This is a genomic window from Cronobacter condimenti 1330, assembly GCF_001277255.1.
In the GTDB taxonomy this organism is placed as follows: Bacteria; Pseudomonadota; Gammaproteobacteria; order Enterobacterales; family Enterobacteriaceae; genus Cronobacter; species Cronobacter condimenti.
Map to the genome: position 1 here is coordinate 3,821,415 of NZ_CP012264.1, position 15,173 is coordinate 3,836,587.

Here is a 15,173-nt window from a genome sequence, read left to right on the forward strand (position 1 = left end):
AACGAAAAAGGAGCCGAAAGGCTCCTTTTTTATGTCATGAAGGATCAGGTCCGTCTGAAAATGTTTTAACGCTTTTATCCATCCTGCATGCTCAACACCGGCCGGGTGACAGAGCGCCCCCCGTTATCCGATATTACACCTGCACCAACATCAGGCGCGGTCGACCGTAAAGGCGATAACCTCCGCCAGGCTTTCAGCCCCCAGCGCCAGCATAATCAGCCGATCCACGCCGAGCGCCACGCCGGAACAATCCGGCAGGCCCACCTTGAGCGCTTCCAGCAAATTATAGTCGACCGGCTGTTGCGGCAACCCGCGCTGCTGGCGTTTGCGGTTATCCTGCTCGAAACGCTGCTGCTGTTCGCGCGCGTCTGTCAGCTCATGGAAACCATTCGCCAGTTCGATGCCTTTGTAATAGACCTCGAAACGTTCTGCCACGCGATGATCTTCGGTGCTGATTTGCGCGAGCGCCGCCTGGCTTGCCGGGAAATGATAGACAAACACCGGGCGATCTTTACCGATATGCGGCTCGACGCCCATGGTAAACAGCAGTTGCAGCAGCGTATCGCGATCTTCTTCGGTATCGGCAATGTTGCTGAGATCAAGCTTCGCCGCCACGTCACGCAGCTGGTTTTTATCTGCCGAGAGCGGATCGATCTCCAGATGACGCTGGAACGCCTGCTGGTAAGAAATGGTCTCGGCAGGCTGGCAATCCAGCACTTGCTGCAATAGATCGTCCACCTCATTCATCAGACGGTACATATCGTAATGCGGGCGGTACCACTCCAGCATAGTGAATTCCGGGTTGTGGTGGCGTCCCATCTCTTCATTACGGAAGCTGCGGCACAACTGATACACCGGCCCACAACCTGCCGCCAGCAGCCGTTTCATATGGTATTCCGGGCTGGTCATGAGATAGAGGTTGATTCCCTGGGAATGGCCGGGGCCGACGAAACGCGTTTCGAACGGGAACAAGTGGATATCGGTTACCGTCGCCTGGCTCATGCAGGGGGTTTCCACCTCCAGAACGCCGCGGTCCGCAAAAAAGCGGCGGATCTCCGCCATGATGGCGGCGCGTTTTAACAGGTTGGGGATGGATGCGCTCGGCTGCCAGGTGGCCGTTTCGCTCATGGTGCTTTCTCCGTCGTCAAACAAGGGCACGAAGTCTACTCGTATCCCGACCGGCAGACAAATTTTGCGCACTATTGGCGTCAGGCGCGCAGAGGTTGCGTTTTGTGAGCCACCTCATCAACCCGAGGGATAAACCCCGTCATGCAGCCCCAAAAAATCGAACACATCAAATTTCCCCTCTGGGGGTGCGGTTATACTCAGCTACCCAAAAAGGAGCAGGGGACACATTACCCCCGCGCAGCCCCGAGTTTTCGCCTTTGTTACCGCGCGGTGGGAATAACTAAACCCGGAGGAATGTCGTGCATACTTTTCAAGCCGATCTTGCCATTATCGGTGCTGGCGGCGCGGGACTGCGGGCAGCCATTGCGGCGGCCGAGCGTAATCCCAACGCTAAAATCGCACTGATTTCAAAAGTCTATCCCATGCGCAGCCATACCGTTGCCGCCGAAGGCGGTTCAGCCGCGGTCGCGCAGGATCATGACAGTTTTGAGTATCACTTTCACGACACCGTCGCTGGTGGCGACTGGCTGTGCGAACAAGACGTCGTAGACTATTTCGTTCACCACTGCCCGCGCGAAATGACGCAGCTTGAGCAATGGGGTTGCCCGTGGAGCCGTCGTCCTGACGGGTCGGTTAACGTTCGCCGCTTTGGCGGCATGAAAATCGAACGCACCTGGTTTGCCGCCGACAAAACCGGTTTCCACATGCTCCACACCCTCTTCCAGACCTCTCTGCAATTCCCGCAAATCCAGCGCTTTGACGAACATTTCGTCCTCGATATTCTGGTGGATGACGGCCAGGCGCGCGGCCTGGTGGCGATGAATATGATGGAAGGCACGCTTGTACAGATCCGTGCTAATGCGGTGGTCATGGCGACGGGCGGCGCGGGGCGCGTTTATCGCTACAACACTAACGGCGGCATCGTCACCGGCGACGGTATGGGCATGGCGCTCTCACACGGCGTTCCGCTGCGCGATATGGAATTTGTGCAATACCACCCAACCGGCCTGCCCGGCTCCGGCATTCTGATGACGGAAGGGTGTCGCGGCGAAGGCGGCATTCTGGTGAATAAAGACGGCTATCGTTATCTGCAGGATTACGGCATGGGGCCGGAAACGCCGCTCGGCGAGCCGAAAAACAAATATATGGAACTGGGGCCACGCGACAAAGTTTCTCAGGCGTTCTGGCACGAATGGCGCAAAGGCAACACGATTTCTACGCCACGCGGCGATGTGGTTTATCTCGATTTGCGCCATCTCGGTGAGAAAAAACTTCTGGAGCGTCTGCCGTTTATCTGCGAGCTCTCGAAAGCCTACGTGGGCGTTGACCCGGTTAAAGAACCGATTCCTGTGCGTCCGACCGCGCATTACACCATGGGCGGCATCGAAACCAACACGCAGTGCGAAACCCGCATCAAGGGCCTGTTTGCGGTAGGCGAGTGTTCATCCGTGGGCCTGCATGGCGCTAACCGTCTCGGTTCAAACTCGCTTGCCGAACTCGTCGTGTTTGGCCGTCTTGCAGGTGAACAGGCGATGGAGCGCGCGATGGAAGCAACCACCGCAAGCGACAACCGGCTTAATGCACAGGTAGCGGATGTTGAAGCGCGCCTGCATAAGCTTATTAATCAGGAAGGCAACGAAAGCTTTGCGAAAATTCGCGACGAAATGGGGCTTTCCATGGAAGAAGGCTGCGGTATCTATCGCACGCCGGAACTGATGCAAAAAACGATCGATAAACTTGCTGAGCTTCAGGAACGTTTCAAGCGTGTGCGAATCAGCGACACCTCCAGCGTGTTCAATACCGAGTTGCTCTACACCATGGAGCTTGGCCACGGCCTGAATGTCGCTGAATGTATGGCGCACTCTGCGATGGCCCGTAAAGAATCGCGCGGAGCGCATCAACGCCTGGATGAAGGCTGCACCGAGCGCGACGACGTGAATTTCCTGCGTCATACCCTCGCCTTCCGCGATGCCGACGGCACGACCCGCCTGGATTACAGCGACGTGAAGATTACCACCCTGCCACCGGCGAAGCGCGTATATGGCGCCGAAGCAGACGCGGCTGACAAAAAGGAGACGGCGAATGGCTGAGATGAAAACCCTGCGGATTGAAGTGGTGCGTTACAACCCGGAAACCGATCGCGCGCCGCACAGCGCGTTTTATGAGGTGCCGTGGGACGAACAAACGTCGCTGCTGGACGCGCTGGGCTATATCAAAGACAACCTGGCGCCGGATTTAAGCTACCGCTGGTCGTGCCGCATGGCGATTTGCGGCTCCTGCGGGATGATGGTTAACCGCGTACCGAAACTCGCTTGTAAAACGTTTCTGCGTGACTACCCTGCAGGCATGAAGGTCGAAGCGCTGGCAAACTTCCCGATCGAGCGCGATTTAGTAGTGGATATGACGCACTTTATCGAAAGCCTGGAAGCGATTAAGCCTTACGTCATTGGCAATACGCGCACGCCGGAACAAGGCCCTAACACCCAAACCCCGGCGCAGATGGCGAAATACCACCAGTTCTCCGGCTGTATTAACTGCGGGCTCTGCTACGCCGCCTGTCCACAATTCGGGCTGAACCCGGAATTTATCGGGCCTGCGGCGATCACCCTCGCGCACCGCTACAACCTCGACAGCCGCGATAACGGCAAGCAGGCGAGGATGCCGCAGCTTAACAGTCAAAACGGTGTGTGGACCTGCACCTTTGTCGGCTTCTGCTCAGAAGTGTGCCCGAAACATGTCGATCCTGCAGCGGCTATCCAGCAGAGCAAAGTGGAGAGCTCGAAGGATTTCTTAATCGCCATGTTGAAACCCAGATCAAGGAGCGAATAATGACCTCGAAACGTAAGCCTTATGTACGAACGATGGAATCCGGCTGGTGGAAAGCGCTGCCGTTTTACCGCTTTTACATGCTGCGTGAAGGCACTTCAGTACCCGCAGTCTGGTTCAGCATCGTGCTGATTTATGGGCTGTTCGCGCTCAAGCATGGCCCGGAAAGCTGGGCCAGTTTCGTCGGTTTCCTGCAAAACCCTGTCGTCATTTTACTCAATGTCATCACATTACTGGCTGCGCTGTTGCACACTAAAACCTGGTTTGAACTTGCGCCTAAAGCCGCCATTGTGGTGGTGAAAGACGAAAAAATGGGGCCGGAGCCGGTCATTAAAGGATTATGGGGCGTAACGGTTATCGTCACGGTTGTCGTCCTGTTTGTCGCCCTGTACTGGTAAGGAGGTTACCGTGATTGATCAACACCCGAAACGTTCCGACGAGCCGGTATTCTGGGGGCTGTTCGGTGCAGGCGGCATGTGGTGCGCCATCATCGCGCCGGTAATGGTGCTGCTGGTAGGCATTCTGCTGCCGCTTGGCATAGGGCCGGAAGGCGCGTTCAGTTATGAGCGTATCCTGGCGTTCGCCCACAGCTGGATTGGCCGCCTGTTTCTGTTCCTGATGATTGTGCTGCCGCTCTGGTGCGGGCTGCACCGCATCCATCACGGCATGCATGATCTGAAAATTCATGTTCCCGCCGGGAAATGGGTTTTCTACGGTCTTGCCGCTATCCTGACGGTCGTCACCCTGATTGGAGTGCTTACGCTTTAACGCTCCCACGCCGCTTTTTCCGAAGCGGCGTTTTCCCTTCCGATTATTTCTCCTCGCTGCAATTACAAAAGTACAACGCGCATCTACACTTAGCTTTAAAAACAGAAGGATCCCGCCATGCGTATTCGACTACTCCCTGTTATTGCTACCGTTGCCACCGCAGCGCTTCTTGTCGCCTGCAGCACCCCTACCCCGCCACACGGCGTCACCGTGGTGGAAGATTTCAACGTGAACCGTTATCTCGGCACCTGGTATGAAATCGCCCGCTTCGACCATCGCTTTGAACGCGGCCTGGAGCAGGTCACTGCCACTTATAGCCTGCGCGGCGATGGCGGTTTGAATGTTATTAACCGTGGATTTAACCCTGACCGCAGTAAATGGCAGCAGAGCGAAGGCAAAGCCTATTTCACAGGCAATACACACCGTGCCGCGCTGAAGGTGTCGTTCTTCGGTCCTTTCTACGGCGGCTACAACATTATTGCGCTTGATAAGGATTACCAGCACGCGTTGATCTGCGGGCCGGATCGCAGCTATTTGTGGATCCTCTCCCGCACGCCAACGATCAGTAAGCAAGTGAAAGAGGATCTGCTGGATTCAGCTACTCGTCAGGGTTTCCCGGTGGAAAAACTGATTTGGGTAAATCAGCGCGCCCGTTAATGGGTGCTTAGTTTCAGGCCGACAATCCCCGCGACAATGAGCCCAAGGCTTATCAGGCGCGCGGGGCTTGCCGACTCGCCCAGCAGCAAAATACCGGTTATCGCCGCGCCCACCGCACCAATGCCCGTCCAGACAGCGTAAGCCGTTCCGGTTGGCAGGCTTTTCATCGCCCATGAGAGCAGTGCAATGCTTACAATCATCGCCGAGACGGTGATGACGCTTGGCACAAGACGGGTAAAACCGTGGGTAAATTTCAGGCCTACAGCCCAGACCACTTCCAGAAGACCGGCAATTAAAAGAACGAACCAGGACATACTCAGCTCCAGGTTTGTGGGGCCGTCCCCGTTCAACGTGACGCGCTTGCAGGTCGTCCCGCAAGGCCAGGTGAATAAAACGCCGCGATCATCTCTTCCTGATGTGCATTTTGCAACCGTGTTTTTCCTAAACCAGCGGATTCTCGTGGGTTAAGCCAGGAAATAGCTGCGATTGTGCACGTACATTACGGGTTCATTTAGTGAGAAATATTCCTATGATGAGACACTTTCCTGCTGGCTTCAGCAGGCGCGTCCTTCTCTCCATAATGAATCCGAGCATGTATAAAATTTTACTGGTTGACCGCTGTCACTTCAGCCGTACCGGGCTCGAAAGCTGGCTCAATCACTCTGAAGATTTCGCCGCGCCGTTCCATATAACGGCAACCGATCATTTACTGCGCGCACGCGAGCTTCTCATCCAGTGGCAGCCGAATATGGTGATTGCCGATCTTCACGGATTTATGGGAGATGTTCACCACGTAAACCAGTTTTCATCCATTTTTGCTGCCTGTGGCAATACCACGCGCCTGATCCTGTTGCAAAGCGGCGCCTCAGATAAGCTGGACGACTATTGCTCGCAACAAATCACCTGGCGTACGGTGGATAAAAGCATCCCGCTGTGTGATTTGAGCCAGCTTATTGGTAAGGCATTGATGTCACGCCCGCCGTTTGGGGAGCCGAAAAGCATTACGCCACTACTGACCCTTCGTGAGGAGCGGATTCTTGAATGGTGGGGCGTGGGAATGAGCAATGAAGAGATTGCACGCAAAATGGGGATCGCCGTAAAAACGGTTTACACCTATAAGCGTAATATTCGTATGAAGCTTGGCGCCGATAACCGCTTTTCACTGTTCGTGCCACTGCCGGAGATGTGTGTCAGATAACGGTACGACGCCGCACGGAGCCGTACCGTTGTCGTCATAATTACTGCGATGCGCGAGTTGCAGCGCCAGAGATCGCGTTGCCGCCGTCCTGAATATCTTCGCCCACGCCACGTGTGGTGTTACAGGCCGTCAACAGTGAAGAAAGAACCAGTGCTGAAAAGAGCGCCGCAATTGTTTTCTTAACCATAATCTCTTCCTTTTATTGCCTAAGTTATTTGTGTATAGCCATTTAAGCATAGACAAAAACTGACAAGCCGGCGGAAGGAAACGGTTTTTAGGAGTAGGAGAACTATTTGGCTGCGCGCTCAATCGCACCGCCGAGGTGGCGGATATCTTCGCCAAAGCCGCGCGCCGTATTGCAGGCACAGGCAAGCGAACAGAGTAGTAGCACGACGAAGGGACGTAACAATCGCGGTTTCATTGATGCTCTCTGTAGATTTGCGGCGTAGAGAACCCACGCCGCAGATAACAGCTGTAATTATTTTACGCGGGAAACGTATTCACCAGAGCGAGTATCAACTTTGATGACTTCGCCGATCTGAACGAACAGCGGAACTTTAACTACTGCGCCAGTCGACAGGGTAGCTGGTTTGCCGCCGGTGCCCGCCGTGTCGCCTTTCAGACCCGGATCGGTATCAACGATTTCCAGTTCTACGAAGTTCGGCGGAGTAACAGAGATTGGCTGGCCGTTCCACAGGGTCACGATGCACTCAGCCTGATCCAGCAGCCATTTCGCGTTATCGCCTACTGCTTTTGCATCCGCTGCCAGCTGTTCGAAGGTTTCGTTGTTCATGAAGTGCCAGAACTCACCGTCGTTGTACAGGTAAGTCAGGTTCATATCTACGACGTCTGCGCCTTCAGCGGAGTCGGTAGATTTGAAGGTTTTCTCAACGCGGGAACCTGTCAGCAGGCGGCGCAGCTTAACGCGCGCGAACGCCTGACCTTTACCCGGTTTAACGAATTCGCTGGATTCAACGGCGTACGGTTCGCCGTCCATCATGATTTTAAGACCGGCACGAAAATCGTTGCTAGAATAAGTCGCCATAAGGCCCTCTGAAATTGTTAACTGGTAGCTAAGCCACAAAATGGAGCATATTGTAACCCTAAATCCCCCATCCAGAGAAGATTGGTTATCGCAACTTGCCGATGTTATCACCGATCCCGATGAGCTCCTGCACCTTCTCAATATAGACGCTGACGAAGCATTGCTGGCCGGGCGCGACGCGCGCCGGTTATTTGCGCTGCGCGTGCCGCGCGCGTTCGTCGCGCGTATGGAGAAAGGCAACCCTCACGATCCGCTGTTGCGCCAGGTGCTGACCTCGCGCGAGGAGTTCGTGGCGGCGCCCGGTTTTACCACCGATCCGCTCGAAGAGCAAAACAGCGTCGTCCCCGGCCTGTTGCATAAGTATCAGAACCGCGCGCTGTTGTTAGTTAAAGGCGGCTGTGCCGTGAACTGCCGTTATTGCTTCCGCCGCCATTTTCCCTATGCGGATAACCAGGGCAACAAGCGTAACTGGCAGGCGGCGCTGGATTACATTGCCGCACACCCGGAACTGGACGAGATTATTTTCTCCGGCGGCGATCCGCTGATGGCGAAAGATCGCGAGCTGGCATGGCTTGTCGAGAATCTTGAGGCAATTCCTCACATTAAACGGCTGCGTATTCATAGCCGTCTGCCGATTGTGATCCCGGCGCGGATAACCGACGAGCTGGTCCAGTTACTCGGCCAGACACGGTTGCAGGTGTTACTGGTTAACCATATTAACCATGCCCAGGAAATTGACGGTGCGTTCCGCGCCGGTATGGCCCGGTTGCGGGCGGCGGGCGTGACGCTGCTTAATCAGAGCGTACTGCTCCGAGGCGTGAACGATAACGCCCCGACACTTGCGACGCTCAGTAATGCGTTATTCGACGCAGGCGTGATGCCGTATTACCTGCACGTACTGGATAAGGTGCAGGGCGCGGCGCATTTCATGGTGAGCGATGACGAGGCGCGGGCGATTATGCGAGAGCTGCTGACGCTGGTTTCGGGGTACATGGTGCCGAAACTCGCACGTGAAATTGGCGGCGAACCGAGCAAAACGCCGCTGGATTTACAGTTGCGTCAGCATTAAAGCGAGGCGTTTGACGAGCGGCCGGTGGGTGATCCACCCGGCGGAAGATAAGCGATAACGTTAAAAAACACAGGGCGGGTATGCGATGCGCACCCGCCATTTTTTTGCTTAATGGCCACTAAAACGCCATCAGTTTGGGCACTTATACACCTGGCCGGTCATCTGGCTTGAGGTGGGAACGAAGCTTGAAAGCAAGTTTTGCGTCGGGCTACTTACGCCATAAAGGACGTTACCGCCCATCTCTGCCGCTTTGTTACGCAGATCGGTCGCCGCACCGCGCATAGAACCGCCCTCTTCGCCGTGCTGACCAGAAAGCCAGTTGCTCTGCTCGCCGGTGGCGGTGCCAAGTAAACGGCAATCGGCGCCTGGCTGCTCTTCAACAAAACGCACGCTCTGGCCTGCAGCAGAGAGCGAATTACCATTGCTGCATCCCGCCAGCAGCAACGCGGCGACAACCATTCCTGTAGTAACTTTCAAGCGCATGTTATTCCCCATTATGAATAGCTATTGATAGCCTGGGCTTCGTATGCCCGGTAAGACCTTATACTAAAAAGATGACCAAAAGAAAAACCCCGGCCATTTCTGACCGGGGTTTCAACACACTACATCATGGGATGTAAGGTGGAGGGCAATTACATCATGCCGCCCATACCACCCATGCCGCCCATACCGCCAGCAGCACCTAAGTCAGGCGCGTCGCTTTTCGGCATGTCAGTCACCATGCACTCGGTGGTGATCATCAGACCCGCCACAGAGGACGCGTACTGCAGCGCAGAACGGGTAACTTTGGTCGGATCCAGAATACCCATGTCGATCATGTTGCCGTATTCTTCGGTCGCCGCGTTGTAACCGTAGTTACCGTCGCCCGCTTTCACATTGTTAGCAACCACAGACGGCTCTTCACCGGCGTTGGATACGATCTGACGCAGCGGAGCTTCCATCGCGCGCAGCGCAACTTTGATACCCACGTTCTGGTCTTCGTTCTGGCCAGTCAGCTCGGTCAGTTTGGCCGCAACGCGAACCAGCGCTACGCCACCACCCGCAACCACGCCTTCTTCTACCGCAGCACGGGTTGCGTGCAGGGCATCTTCAACGCGAGCTTTCTTCTCTTTCATTTCAACTTCAGTGGCCGCGCCAACTTTGATTACGGCAACGCCGCCCGCCAGTTTTGCTACGCGCTCCTGCAGTTTTTCACGATCGTAGTCAGAGGTCGCTTCTTCGATCTGCTGACGGATCTGACCAACACGGCCCTGAATTGCGGATTCGTCGCCCACGCCATCGATGATGGTGGTGGTATCTTTGTTGATAACAACGCGTTTCGCCTGACCCAGATCTTCCAGGGTAGCTTTTTCCAGTTCCATACCGATCTCTTCAGAGATAACGGTACCACCGGTCAGGATAGCGATATCCTGCAGCATAGCTTTACGACGGTCGCCGAAGCCCGGTGCTTTCACCGCAGCGACTTTCACGATGCCACGCATGGTGTTCACGACCAGGGTCGCCAGCGCTTCGCCTTCAACGTCTTCAGCGATGATCAGCAGCGGTTTGCCTGCTTTCGCCACCGCTTCCAGTACCGGCAGCATTTCGCGGATGTTGGAGATTTTTTTGTCAGCCAGCAGAATGAACGGGCTTTCCAGTTCAACAGCGCCAGTTTCCGGCTTGTTGATGAAGTACGGAGACAGGTAGCCACGGTCGAACTGCATACCTTCAACGACATCCAGCTCGTCCTGCAGACCGGTGCCTTCTTCAACGGTGATAACGCCTTCTTTACCCACTTTCTCCATCGCTTCAGCAATCAGTTTGCCTACGGTTTCGTCGGAGTTCGCGGAGATGGTGCCTACCTGAGCGATAGCTTTGGAGTCAGAGCACGGTACAGAGAGCGCTTTCAGCTCTTCAACAGCGGCGATAACCGCTTTATCGATACCGCGTTTCAGATCCATCGGGTTCATGCCTGCAGCCACAGCTTTCAGGCCTTCAGTGATGATAGACTGAGCCAGTACGGTTGCCGTGGTGGTGCCGTCGCCTGCTGCGTCATTCGCTTTAGAGGCAACTTCTTTCACCATCTGAGCACCCATGTTTTCGAACTTGTCTTCCAGTTCGATTTCACGTGCTACGGACACGCCGTCTTTGGTGATGGTCGGCGCACCGAAAGATTTATCCAGCACCACGTTACGGCCTTTCGGGCCCAGGGTGACTTTCACTGCGTCTGCCAGTACGTTTACGCCGCGCAGCATTTTCACACGAGCGTCGTTACCGAATTTTACGTCTTTAGCTGCCATATCGTTATTTCCCTTAAATTCGTACGTTCAGTTTGTTCGTGCGTGAGAATTACGCTTCAACAATTGCCAGAATGTCGCTTTCAGACATGATCAGCACTTCCTGATCGTCCAGCTTCTCGGTTTTCACACCATAGCCATCGTTAAAAATGACGATGTCGCCGACTTTCACATCCAGCGGCTTCACTTCGCCGTTTTCAAGGATGCGGCCATTGCCAACAGCCAGCACTTCGCCACGAGTTGATTTACCCGCGGCAGAGCCGGTCAGAACGATGCCGCCAGCAGATTTAGATTCAATTTCTTTACGCTTGACGATCACGCGATCATGCAATGGACGAATATTCATTGATAGCTCTCCTTTGAGAAAGTCCGTATCAGTTAGGGATTGAGCCGGCCCATCAGGGTTTCCGGCTGGTGCCCAGAGAGATGGGGTTGGGGTTTTCCCCCTTCAAGGGGGGAAAAGAAAAATTTTTTGGATTTTTTATCGCGAATCGCGATCGTGGTCGTCCAGGCGCTTCGGGCCGTCGTCTTTGCGCTGATACTCACCATCAAAGGTATTGCCCCCTTGTGACGAGGCGCTAAAACCGCCACCCGGCATACGATTAAAGCGCAGATGCGGCATCAGGCGCAGCGTAATGAGTTTTTGCACTGGCGGCAGCAGAAGCAGCAGACCCAGGAAATCGGTGAAGAAGCCCGGCAGCACCAGCAACAGACCGGAAATAATCAGCGACACGCTTTTAATCATCTCCGTGGCCGGGCTCTCGCCCGCCGCCATTTTCTGCTGCATCAGCATCAGGTTTTTAAACCCCTGGTTGCGCACCAGCGACATCCCGATAACCGAAGTAAAAATCACCAGCAGCAAAGTCAGAAAAACGCCGAAAACATGCGCCACCTGAATAAAGATGGAAATTTCAATGTAGATGTAAAGAAAGAAGGCGATAAAGGGTATCCAGCGCACCGGGTTCTCCTGTAAAAAGCAGGCGCCTTTTGGCGCCTTAGAAATAGATGTGCAAACGCATATACACTGAGATGGAGGCGCCTTAGTCAAAGTTCAATCACTTTGCACGGACATTTTTTCTGGAAATTTTTAAGCGGTGAGCCATTTCACAGTTTAATAATTGTCGTCAGGCGCGCCCGGGAATAAGTGATCCAGGTTACGGCTTTTCGCTATCATCAGCATATGATCGTGGGCACCAGACCGATTAAGGACATAAATGTCGGTCATTTTACCTCCATAACCACATATATCCTGTGAGTTTGGTGCAATCTTAGTCAGCTTAAGTAAGAAGGTTCACATGTTAAACAACATTCGTATCGAAGAAGATTTGTTGGGTACCAGGGAAGTTCCAGCGGATGCCTACTACGGTGTTCATACTCTGCGAGCGATTGAAAACTTTTACATCAGCAACAGCAAAATCAGTGACATCCCTGAATTTGTTCGTGGCATGGTGATGGTGAAAAAAGCGGCGGCGCTGGCCAACAAAGAGTTGCAGACCATTCCGCGCAAAGTCGCCGACACGATTATCGCCGCCTGCGATGAAGTGTTGAATAACGGAAAATGCATGGATCAGTTCCCGGTGGACGTCTATCAGGGCGGCGCGGGTACCTCCGTTAACATGAACACCAACGAAGTGCTGGCGAACATCGGCCTGGAGTTGATGGGCCATCAGAAAGGGGAATATCAGTTCCTCAACCCGAACGATCATGTGAACAAATGCCAGTCGACTAACGACGCTTACCCGACTGGTTTCCGCATCGCGGTCTACGCCTCCATCGTGAAGCTGGTAGACGCGATTAAAGAGCTGGGCGAAGGCTTCCAGCGCAAGGCGGTAGAATTTGAAAACATCCTGAAAATGGGCCGCACCCAGCTTCAGGACGCCGTACCGATGACGCTCGGCCAGGAATTCCACGCGTTCAACGTGCTGCTGAACGAAGAGACCAAAAACCTGCTGCGCACAGCGGAGCTGCTGCTTGAAGTCAACCTCGGCGCGACCGCCATCGGCACCCGCCTGAACACCCCAGACGGCTACCAGCAACTGGCGGTGCAGAAACTGGCAGAAGTAAGCAATCTGCCGGTGGTTCCGGCGGAAGACCTGATTGAAGCGACTTCCGACTGCGGCGCTTACGTCATGGTACACAGCTCGCTCAAACGTCTGGCCGTAAAACTCTCCAAAATCTGTAACGACCTGCGCCTGCTCTCTTCTGGTCCACGCGCCGGCTTAAACGAAATCAACCTGCCGGAACTGCAGGCGGGCTCGTCTATCATGCCAGCCAAAGTCAACCCAGTGGTGCCGGAAGTCGTCAACCAGGTCTGCTTTAAAGTTATCGGCAATGACACCACCGTGACCATGGCATCCGAGGCAGGTCAGTTGCAGCTGAACGTGATGGAACCGGTTATCGGCCAGGCGATGTTCGAGTCTATCCACATCCTGACCAACGCGTGCTACAACCTGCTGGAGAAATGCGTCAATGGCATCACCGCGAACAAAGAAGTGTGTGAAGGCTACGTCTATAACTCCATCGGCATCGTCACCTATCTCAACCCGTTTATTGGCCACCACAACGGCGATATCGTCGGGAAGATTTGCGCCGAAACCGGCAAGAGCGTGCGAGAAGTCGTCCTGGAGCGCGGTCTGCTCACGGAAGCGGAGCTGGACGACATCTTCTCCGTCCAGAACCTGATGCACCCGGCTTACAAAGCCAAACGCTATACCGATGAAAGCGAACAGTAATTCCCTTTCGGGGTACACTGAAAAGGCACGTCTCCGGACGTGCCTTTTTCGTTTAATGGATACCAAATTATAACTTTTAATTATCCAATAATTAACCATCAAGGAAGCCATCATGATAGTTGTCGAACTTATCATCGTCTTACTGGCCATTTTTCTTGGCGCCAGGCTTGGGGGAATCGGCATAGGGTATGCCGGTGGGCTAGGGGTATTAGTTCTCGCCGCCATTGGGGTCAAACCCGGCAACATTCCTTTTGACGTTATTTCCATCATCATGGCGGTCATCGCCGCGATCTCGGCGATGCAGGTGGCAGGCGGCCTGGATTTCCTGGTCAACCAGACGGAAAAGCTGCTGCGCAAGAACCCGAAATACATCACGATTCTGGCGCCGATTGTTACCTATTTTCTGACCATTTTTGCCGGCACCGGCAATATCTCCCTGGCGACGCTGCCGGTTATCGCCGAAGTGGCGAAAGAGCAAGGCGTGAAGCCCTGCCGTCCGCTTTCTACGGCGGTAGTCGCCGCACAGATTGCCATTACTGCCTCGCCGATTTCTGCCGCGGTGGTGTATATGTCCTCGGTCATGGAAGGCCACGGCGTCAGCTACATCCATTTGCTGATGATCGTGATGCCCTCCACGCTTGCCGCAGTCCTGGTGATGTCATTTCTGGTTTCTGTTCTGTTTAACTCAAAGCTCTCTGACGACCCGGTTTATCAGAAGCGCCTTTCGGAAGGGCTGATTGAACTGCGCGGCGATAAACAGATTGAGATCAAACCGCGCGCCAAATCCTCTGTCTGGCTGTTCCTGTTGGGTGTCGTTTGCGTTGTGGCCTACGCCATTATCAACAGCCCGAGCCTGGGGCTGGTCGCGAAACCGCTGATGAATACCACCAGCGCCATTCTTATTATCATGCTGAGCGTCGCGACGCTCATCACGCTTCTCTGCCGAGTGGAGACAGACAGCATTCTCAACTCCAGCACGTTTAAAGCCGGGATGAGCGCCTGCATCTGTATTCTGGGCGTTGCATGGCTTGGCGATACGTTTGTTTCAGCCAATATCGACTGGATCAAAGAGACCGCAGGCAGTGTGATTCAGGGGCATCCGTGGCTGCTGGCGTTAATTTTCTTTATCGCGTCTGCGCTGCTTTACTCGCAGGCGGCAACCGCCAAAGCGCTGATGCCGATGGCGCTGGCGCTGAATGTATCGCCGCTCACTGCCGTGGCCTCCTTTGCCGCCGTCTCCGGGCTTTTTATTCTGCCAACCTACCCAACGCTGGTCGCGGCCGTTCAGATGGACGACACCGGCACCACACGCATTGGACGCTTCGTCTTTAACCACCCATTCTTTATTCCGGGCACGCTTGGCGTCGTCTTGTCAGTCTGCTTCGGTTTCCTGCTGGGCAGCGTCATGTTGTAACGCGGTTTGGGGCGCTGCGGCGCCCTTTTTCTTGCGTCGTAACCTGCGCTGACACTCCGT

The 15,173-nt window shown here is 54.6% G+C and carries 18 protein-coding genes; 9 read left to right on the forward strand and 9 right to left on the reverse strand.

Annotated features, from left to right (window positions below; translation table 11 throughout):
* Window positions 1-150: 150 nt before the first annotated feature.
* The gene (epmA, locus tag AFK62_RS17525; RefSeq protein WP_007678857.1) at window positions 151-1,128 is read right to left on the reverse strand and encodes an elongation factor P--(R)-beta-lysine ligase; all 978 of its coding nucleotides are present in this window, start codon (window positions 1,126-1,128) and stop codon (window positions 151-153) included.
* A gap of 299 nt (window positions 1,129-1,427) precedes the next feature.
* On the opposite strand from epmA, the gene frdA reads away from it, so the two are divergent.
* The 5 genes from frdA to AFK62_RS17550 all read left to right on the forward strand — a co-directional run bounded on the left by frdA (window position 1,428) and on the right by AFK62_RS17550 (window position 5,379).
* Entirely contained in the window at window positions 1,428-3,218 is a 1,791-nt protein-coding gene (gene frdA, locus AFK62_RS17530) for a fumarate reductase (quinol) flavoprotein subunit (protein ID WP_007678859.1), read from the forward strand.
* Entirely contained in the window at window positions 3,211-3,957 is a 747-nt protein-coding gene (locus tag AFK62_RS17535) for a succinate dehydrogenase/fumarate reductase iron-sulfur subunit (protein WP_007678861.1), read from the forward strand. Before frdA ends, AFK62_RS17535 begins: the two co-directional genes overlap by 8 nt.
* Entirely contained in the window at window positions 3,957-4,352 is a 396-nt protein-coding gene (gene frdC / locus AFK62_RS17540) for a fumarate reductase subunit FrdC (RefSeq protein WP_007678862.1), read from the forward strand. Before AFK62_RS17535 ends, frdC begins: the two co-directional genes overlap by 1 nt.
* A 10-nt stretch (window positions 4,353-4,362) precedes the next feature.
* A complete protein-coding gene (frdD, locus tag AFK62_RS17545) occupies window positions 4,363-4,722 on the forward strand; it encodes a fumarate reductase subunit FrdD (RefSeq protein ID WP_007678863.1) in 360 nt (119 codons plus the stop codon).
* A 123-nt stretch (window positions 4,723-4,845) separates the two neighbouring features.
* Entirely contained in the window at window positions 4,846-5,379 is a 534-nt protein-coding gene (locus AFK62_RS17550; RefSeq protein ID WP_032984804.1) for a lipocalin family protein, read from the forward strand.
* On the opposite strand, the gene sugE is transcribed toward AFK62_RS17550, so the two are convergent.
* On the reverse strand, window positions 5,376-5,693 hold the full coding sequence (gene sugE / locus AFK62_RS17555; protein ID WP_007678868.1) for a quaternary ammonium compound efflux SMR transporter SugE: 318 nt from the start codon (window positions 5,691-5,693) through the stop codon (window positions 5,376-5,378). The genes AFK62_RS17550 and sugE overlap by 4 nt on opposite strands.
* A gap of 278 nt (window positions 5,694-5,971) precedes the next feature.
* Between sugE and AFK62_RS17560 the strand changes: the two genes are divergently transcribed.
* Window positions 5,972-6,577, forward strand: coding sequence for a response regulator transcription factor (locus tag AFK62_RS17560; RefSeq protein WP_007678870.1), 606 nt, complete (start codon window positions 5,972-5,974; stop codon window positions 6,575-6,577).
* Window positions 6,578-6,617: 40 nt separating this feature from the next.
* Here the strand turns inward: AFK62_RS17560 and ecnB are convergent, their stop codons facing one another.
* The 3 genes from ecnB to efp all read right to left on the reverse strand — a co-directional run bounded on the left by ecnB (window position 6,618) and on the right by efp (window position 7,622).
* Window positions 6,618-6,764 carry a lipoprotein toxin entericidin B gene (ecnB, locus tag AFK62_RS17565; RefSeq protein ID WP_007678873.1) on the reverse strand — a complete coding sequence of 49 codons (147 nt, stop codon included), beginning with the start codon at window positions 6,762-6,764 and terminating at the stop codon, window positions 6,618-6,620.
* A 102-nt stretch (window positions 6,765-6,866) separates the two neighbouring features.
* A complete protein-coding gene (locus tag AFK62_RS21600) occupies window positions 6,867-6,998 on the reverse strand; it encodes an entericidin A/B family lipoprotein (RefSeq protein ID WP_071884402.1) in 132 nt (43 codons plus the stop codon).
* 57 nt (window positions 6,999-7,055) lie between these two features.
* Window positions 7,056-7,622, reverse strand: a complete 567-nt coding sequence (gene efp / locus AFK62_RS17570; protein WP_004386068.1) for an elongation factor P — start codon at window positions 7,620-7,622, stop codon at window positions 7,056-7,058.
* A 40-nt stretch (window positions 7,623-7,662) separates the two neighbouring features.
* On the opposite strand from efp, the gene epmB reads away from it, so the two are divergent.
* Window positions 7,663-8,691, forward strand: coding sequence for an EF-P beta-lysylation protein EpmB (gene epmB, locus AFK62_RS17575; RefSeq protein WP_032984793.1), 1,029 nt, complete (start codon window positions 7,663-7,665; stop codon window positions 8,689-8,691).
* Window positions 8,692-8,820: 129 nt separating this feature from the next.
* On the opposite strand, the gene AFK62_RS17580 is transcribed toward epmB, so the two are convergent.
* From AFK62_RS17580 to AFK62_RS17595, 4 genes are all read right to left on the reverse strand, one after another.
* Window positions 8,821-9,174 (reverse strand): DUF4156 domain-containing protein, encoded by a 354-nt coding sequence (locus tag AFK62_RS17580; protein ID WP_032984795.1) that lies wholly within the window; start codon window positions 9,172-9,174, stop codon window positions 8,821-8,823.
* A 149-nt stretch (window positions 9,175-9,323) separates the two neighbouring features.
* Window positions 9,324-10,970 carry a chaperonin GroEL gene (gene groL / locus AFK62_RS17585; protein WP_007678891.1) on the reverse strand — a complete coding sequence of 549 codons (1,647 nt, stop codon included), beginning with the start codon at window positions 10,968-10,970 and terminating at the stop codon, window positions 9,324-9,326.
* Between the two features lie 49 nt (window positions 10,971-11,019).
* Window positions 11,020-11,313, reverse strand: a complete 294-nt coding sequence (locus AFK62_RS17590) for a co-chaperone GroES (RefSeq protein ID WP_004387018.1) — start codon at window positions 11,311-11,313, stop codon at window positions 11,020-11,022.
* Window positions 11,314-11,448: 135 nt separating this feature from the next.
* Complete coding sequence (locus AFK62_RS17595) at window positions 11,449-11,925, reverse strand: FxsA family protein (protein WP_007678894.1); 477 nt, start codon at window positions 11,923-11,925, stop codon at window positions 11,449-11,451.
* A 337-nt stretch (window positions 11,926-12,262) separates the two neighbouring features.
* Here AFK62_RS17595 and aspA point away from each other — a divergent pair, with 337 nt between their 5' ends.
* Window positions 12,263-13,699 carry an aspartate ammonia-lyase gene (gene aspA / locus AFK62_RS17600; RefSeq protein WP_007678898.1) on the forward strand — a complete coding sequence of 479 codons (1,437 nt, stop codon included), beginning with the start codon at window positions 12,263-12,265 and terminating at the stop codon, window positions 13,697-13,699.
* Between the two features lie 112 nt (window positions 13,700-13,811).
* Window positions 13,812-15,113: an anaerobic C4-dicarboxylate transporter gene (locus AFK62_RS17605; protein ID WP_007678900.1), complete on the forward strand. Its 1,302-nt coding sequence runs from the start codon at window positions 13,812-13,814 to the stop codon at window positions 15,111-15,113.
* Window positions 15,114-15,173 lie beyond the last annotated feature (60 nt).

What these genes read in the sequence shown, in the direction of transcription:
- epmA (WP_007678857.1), bottom strand. Translation starts at nt 1,128, where the DNA reads ATGAGCGAAACGGCCACCTGGCAGCCGAGCGCATCCATCCCCAACCTG.
- AFK62_RS17535 (WP_007678861.1), top strand. Translation starts at nt 3,211, where the DNA reads ATGGCTGAGATGAAAACCCTGCGGATTGAAGTGGTGCGTTACAACCCG.
- frdC (WP_007678862.1), top strand. Translation starts at nt 3,957, where the DNA reads ATGACCTCGAAACGTAAGCCTTATGTACGAACGATGGAATCCGGCTGG.
- sugE (WP_007678868.1), bottom strand. Translation starts at nt 5,693, where the DNA reads ATGTCCTGGTTCGTTCTTTTAATTGCCGGTCTTCTGGAAGTGGTCTGG.
- AFK62_RS17560 (WP_007678870.1), top strand. Translation starts at nt 5,972, where the DNA reads ATGTATAAAATTTTACTGGTTGACCGCTGTCACTTCAGCCGTACCGGG.
- ecnB (WP_007678873.1), bottom strand. Translation starts at nt 6,764, where the DNA reads ATGGTTAAGAAAACAATTGCGGCGCTCTTTTCAGCACTGGTTCTTTCT.
- AFK62_RS21600 (WP_071884402.1), bottom strand. Translation starts at nt 6,998, where the DNA reads ATGAAACCGCGATTGTTACGTCCCTTCGTCGTGCTACTACTCTGTTCG.
- efp (WP_004386068.1), bottom strand. Translation starts at nt 7,622, where the DNA reads ATGGCGACTTATTCTAGCAACGATTTTCGTGCCGGTCTTAAAATCATG.
- epmB (WP_032984793.1), top strand. Translation starts at nt 7,663, where the DNA reads ATGGAGCATATTGTAACCCTAAATCCCCCATCCAGAGAAGATTGGTTA.
- AFK62_RS17580 (WP_032984795.1), bottom strand. Translation starts at nt 9,174, where the DNA reads ATGCGCTTGAAAGTTACTACAGGAATGGTTGTCGCCGCGTTGCTGCTG.
- groL (WP_007678891.1), bottom strand. Translation starts at nt 10,970, where the DNA reads ATGGCAGCTAAAGACGTAAAATTCGGTAACGACGCTCGTGTGAAAATG.
- AFK62_RS17590 (WP_004387018.1), bottom strand. Translation starts at nt 11,313, where the DNA reads ATGAATATTCGTCCATTGCATGATCGCGTGATCGTCAAGCGTAAAGAA.
- aspA (WP_007678898.1), top strand. Translation starts at nt 12,263, where the DNA reads ATGTTAAACAACATTCGTATCGAAGAAGATTTGTTGGGTACCAGGGAA.
- AFK62_RS17605 (WP_007678900.1), top strand. Translation starts at nt 13,812, where the DNA reads ATGATAGTTGTCGAACTTATCATCGTCTTACTGGCCATTTTTCTTGGC.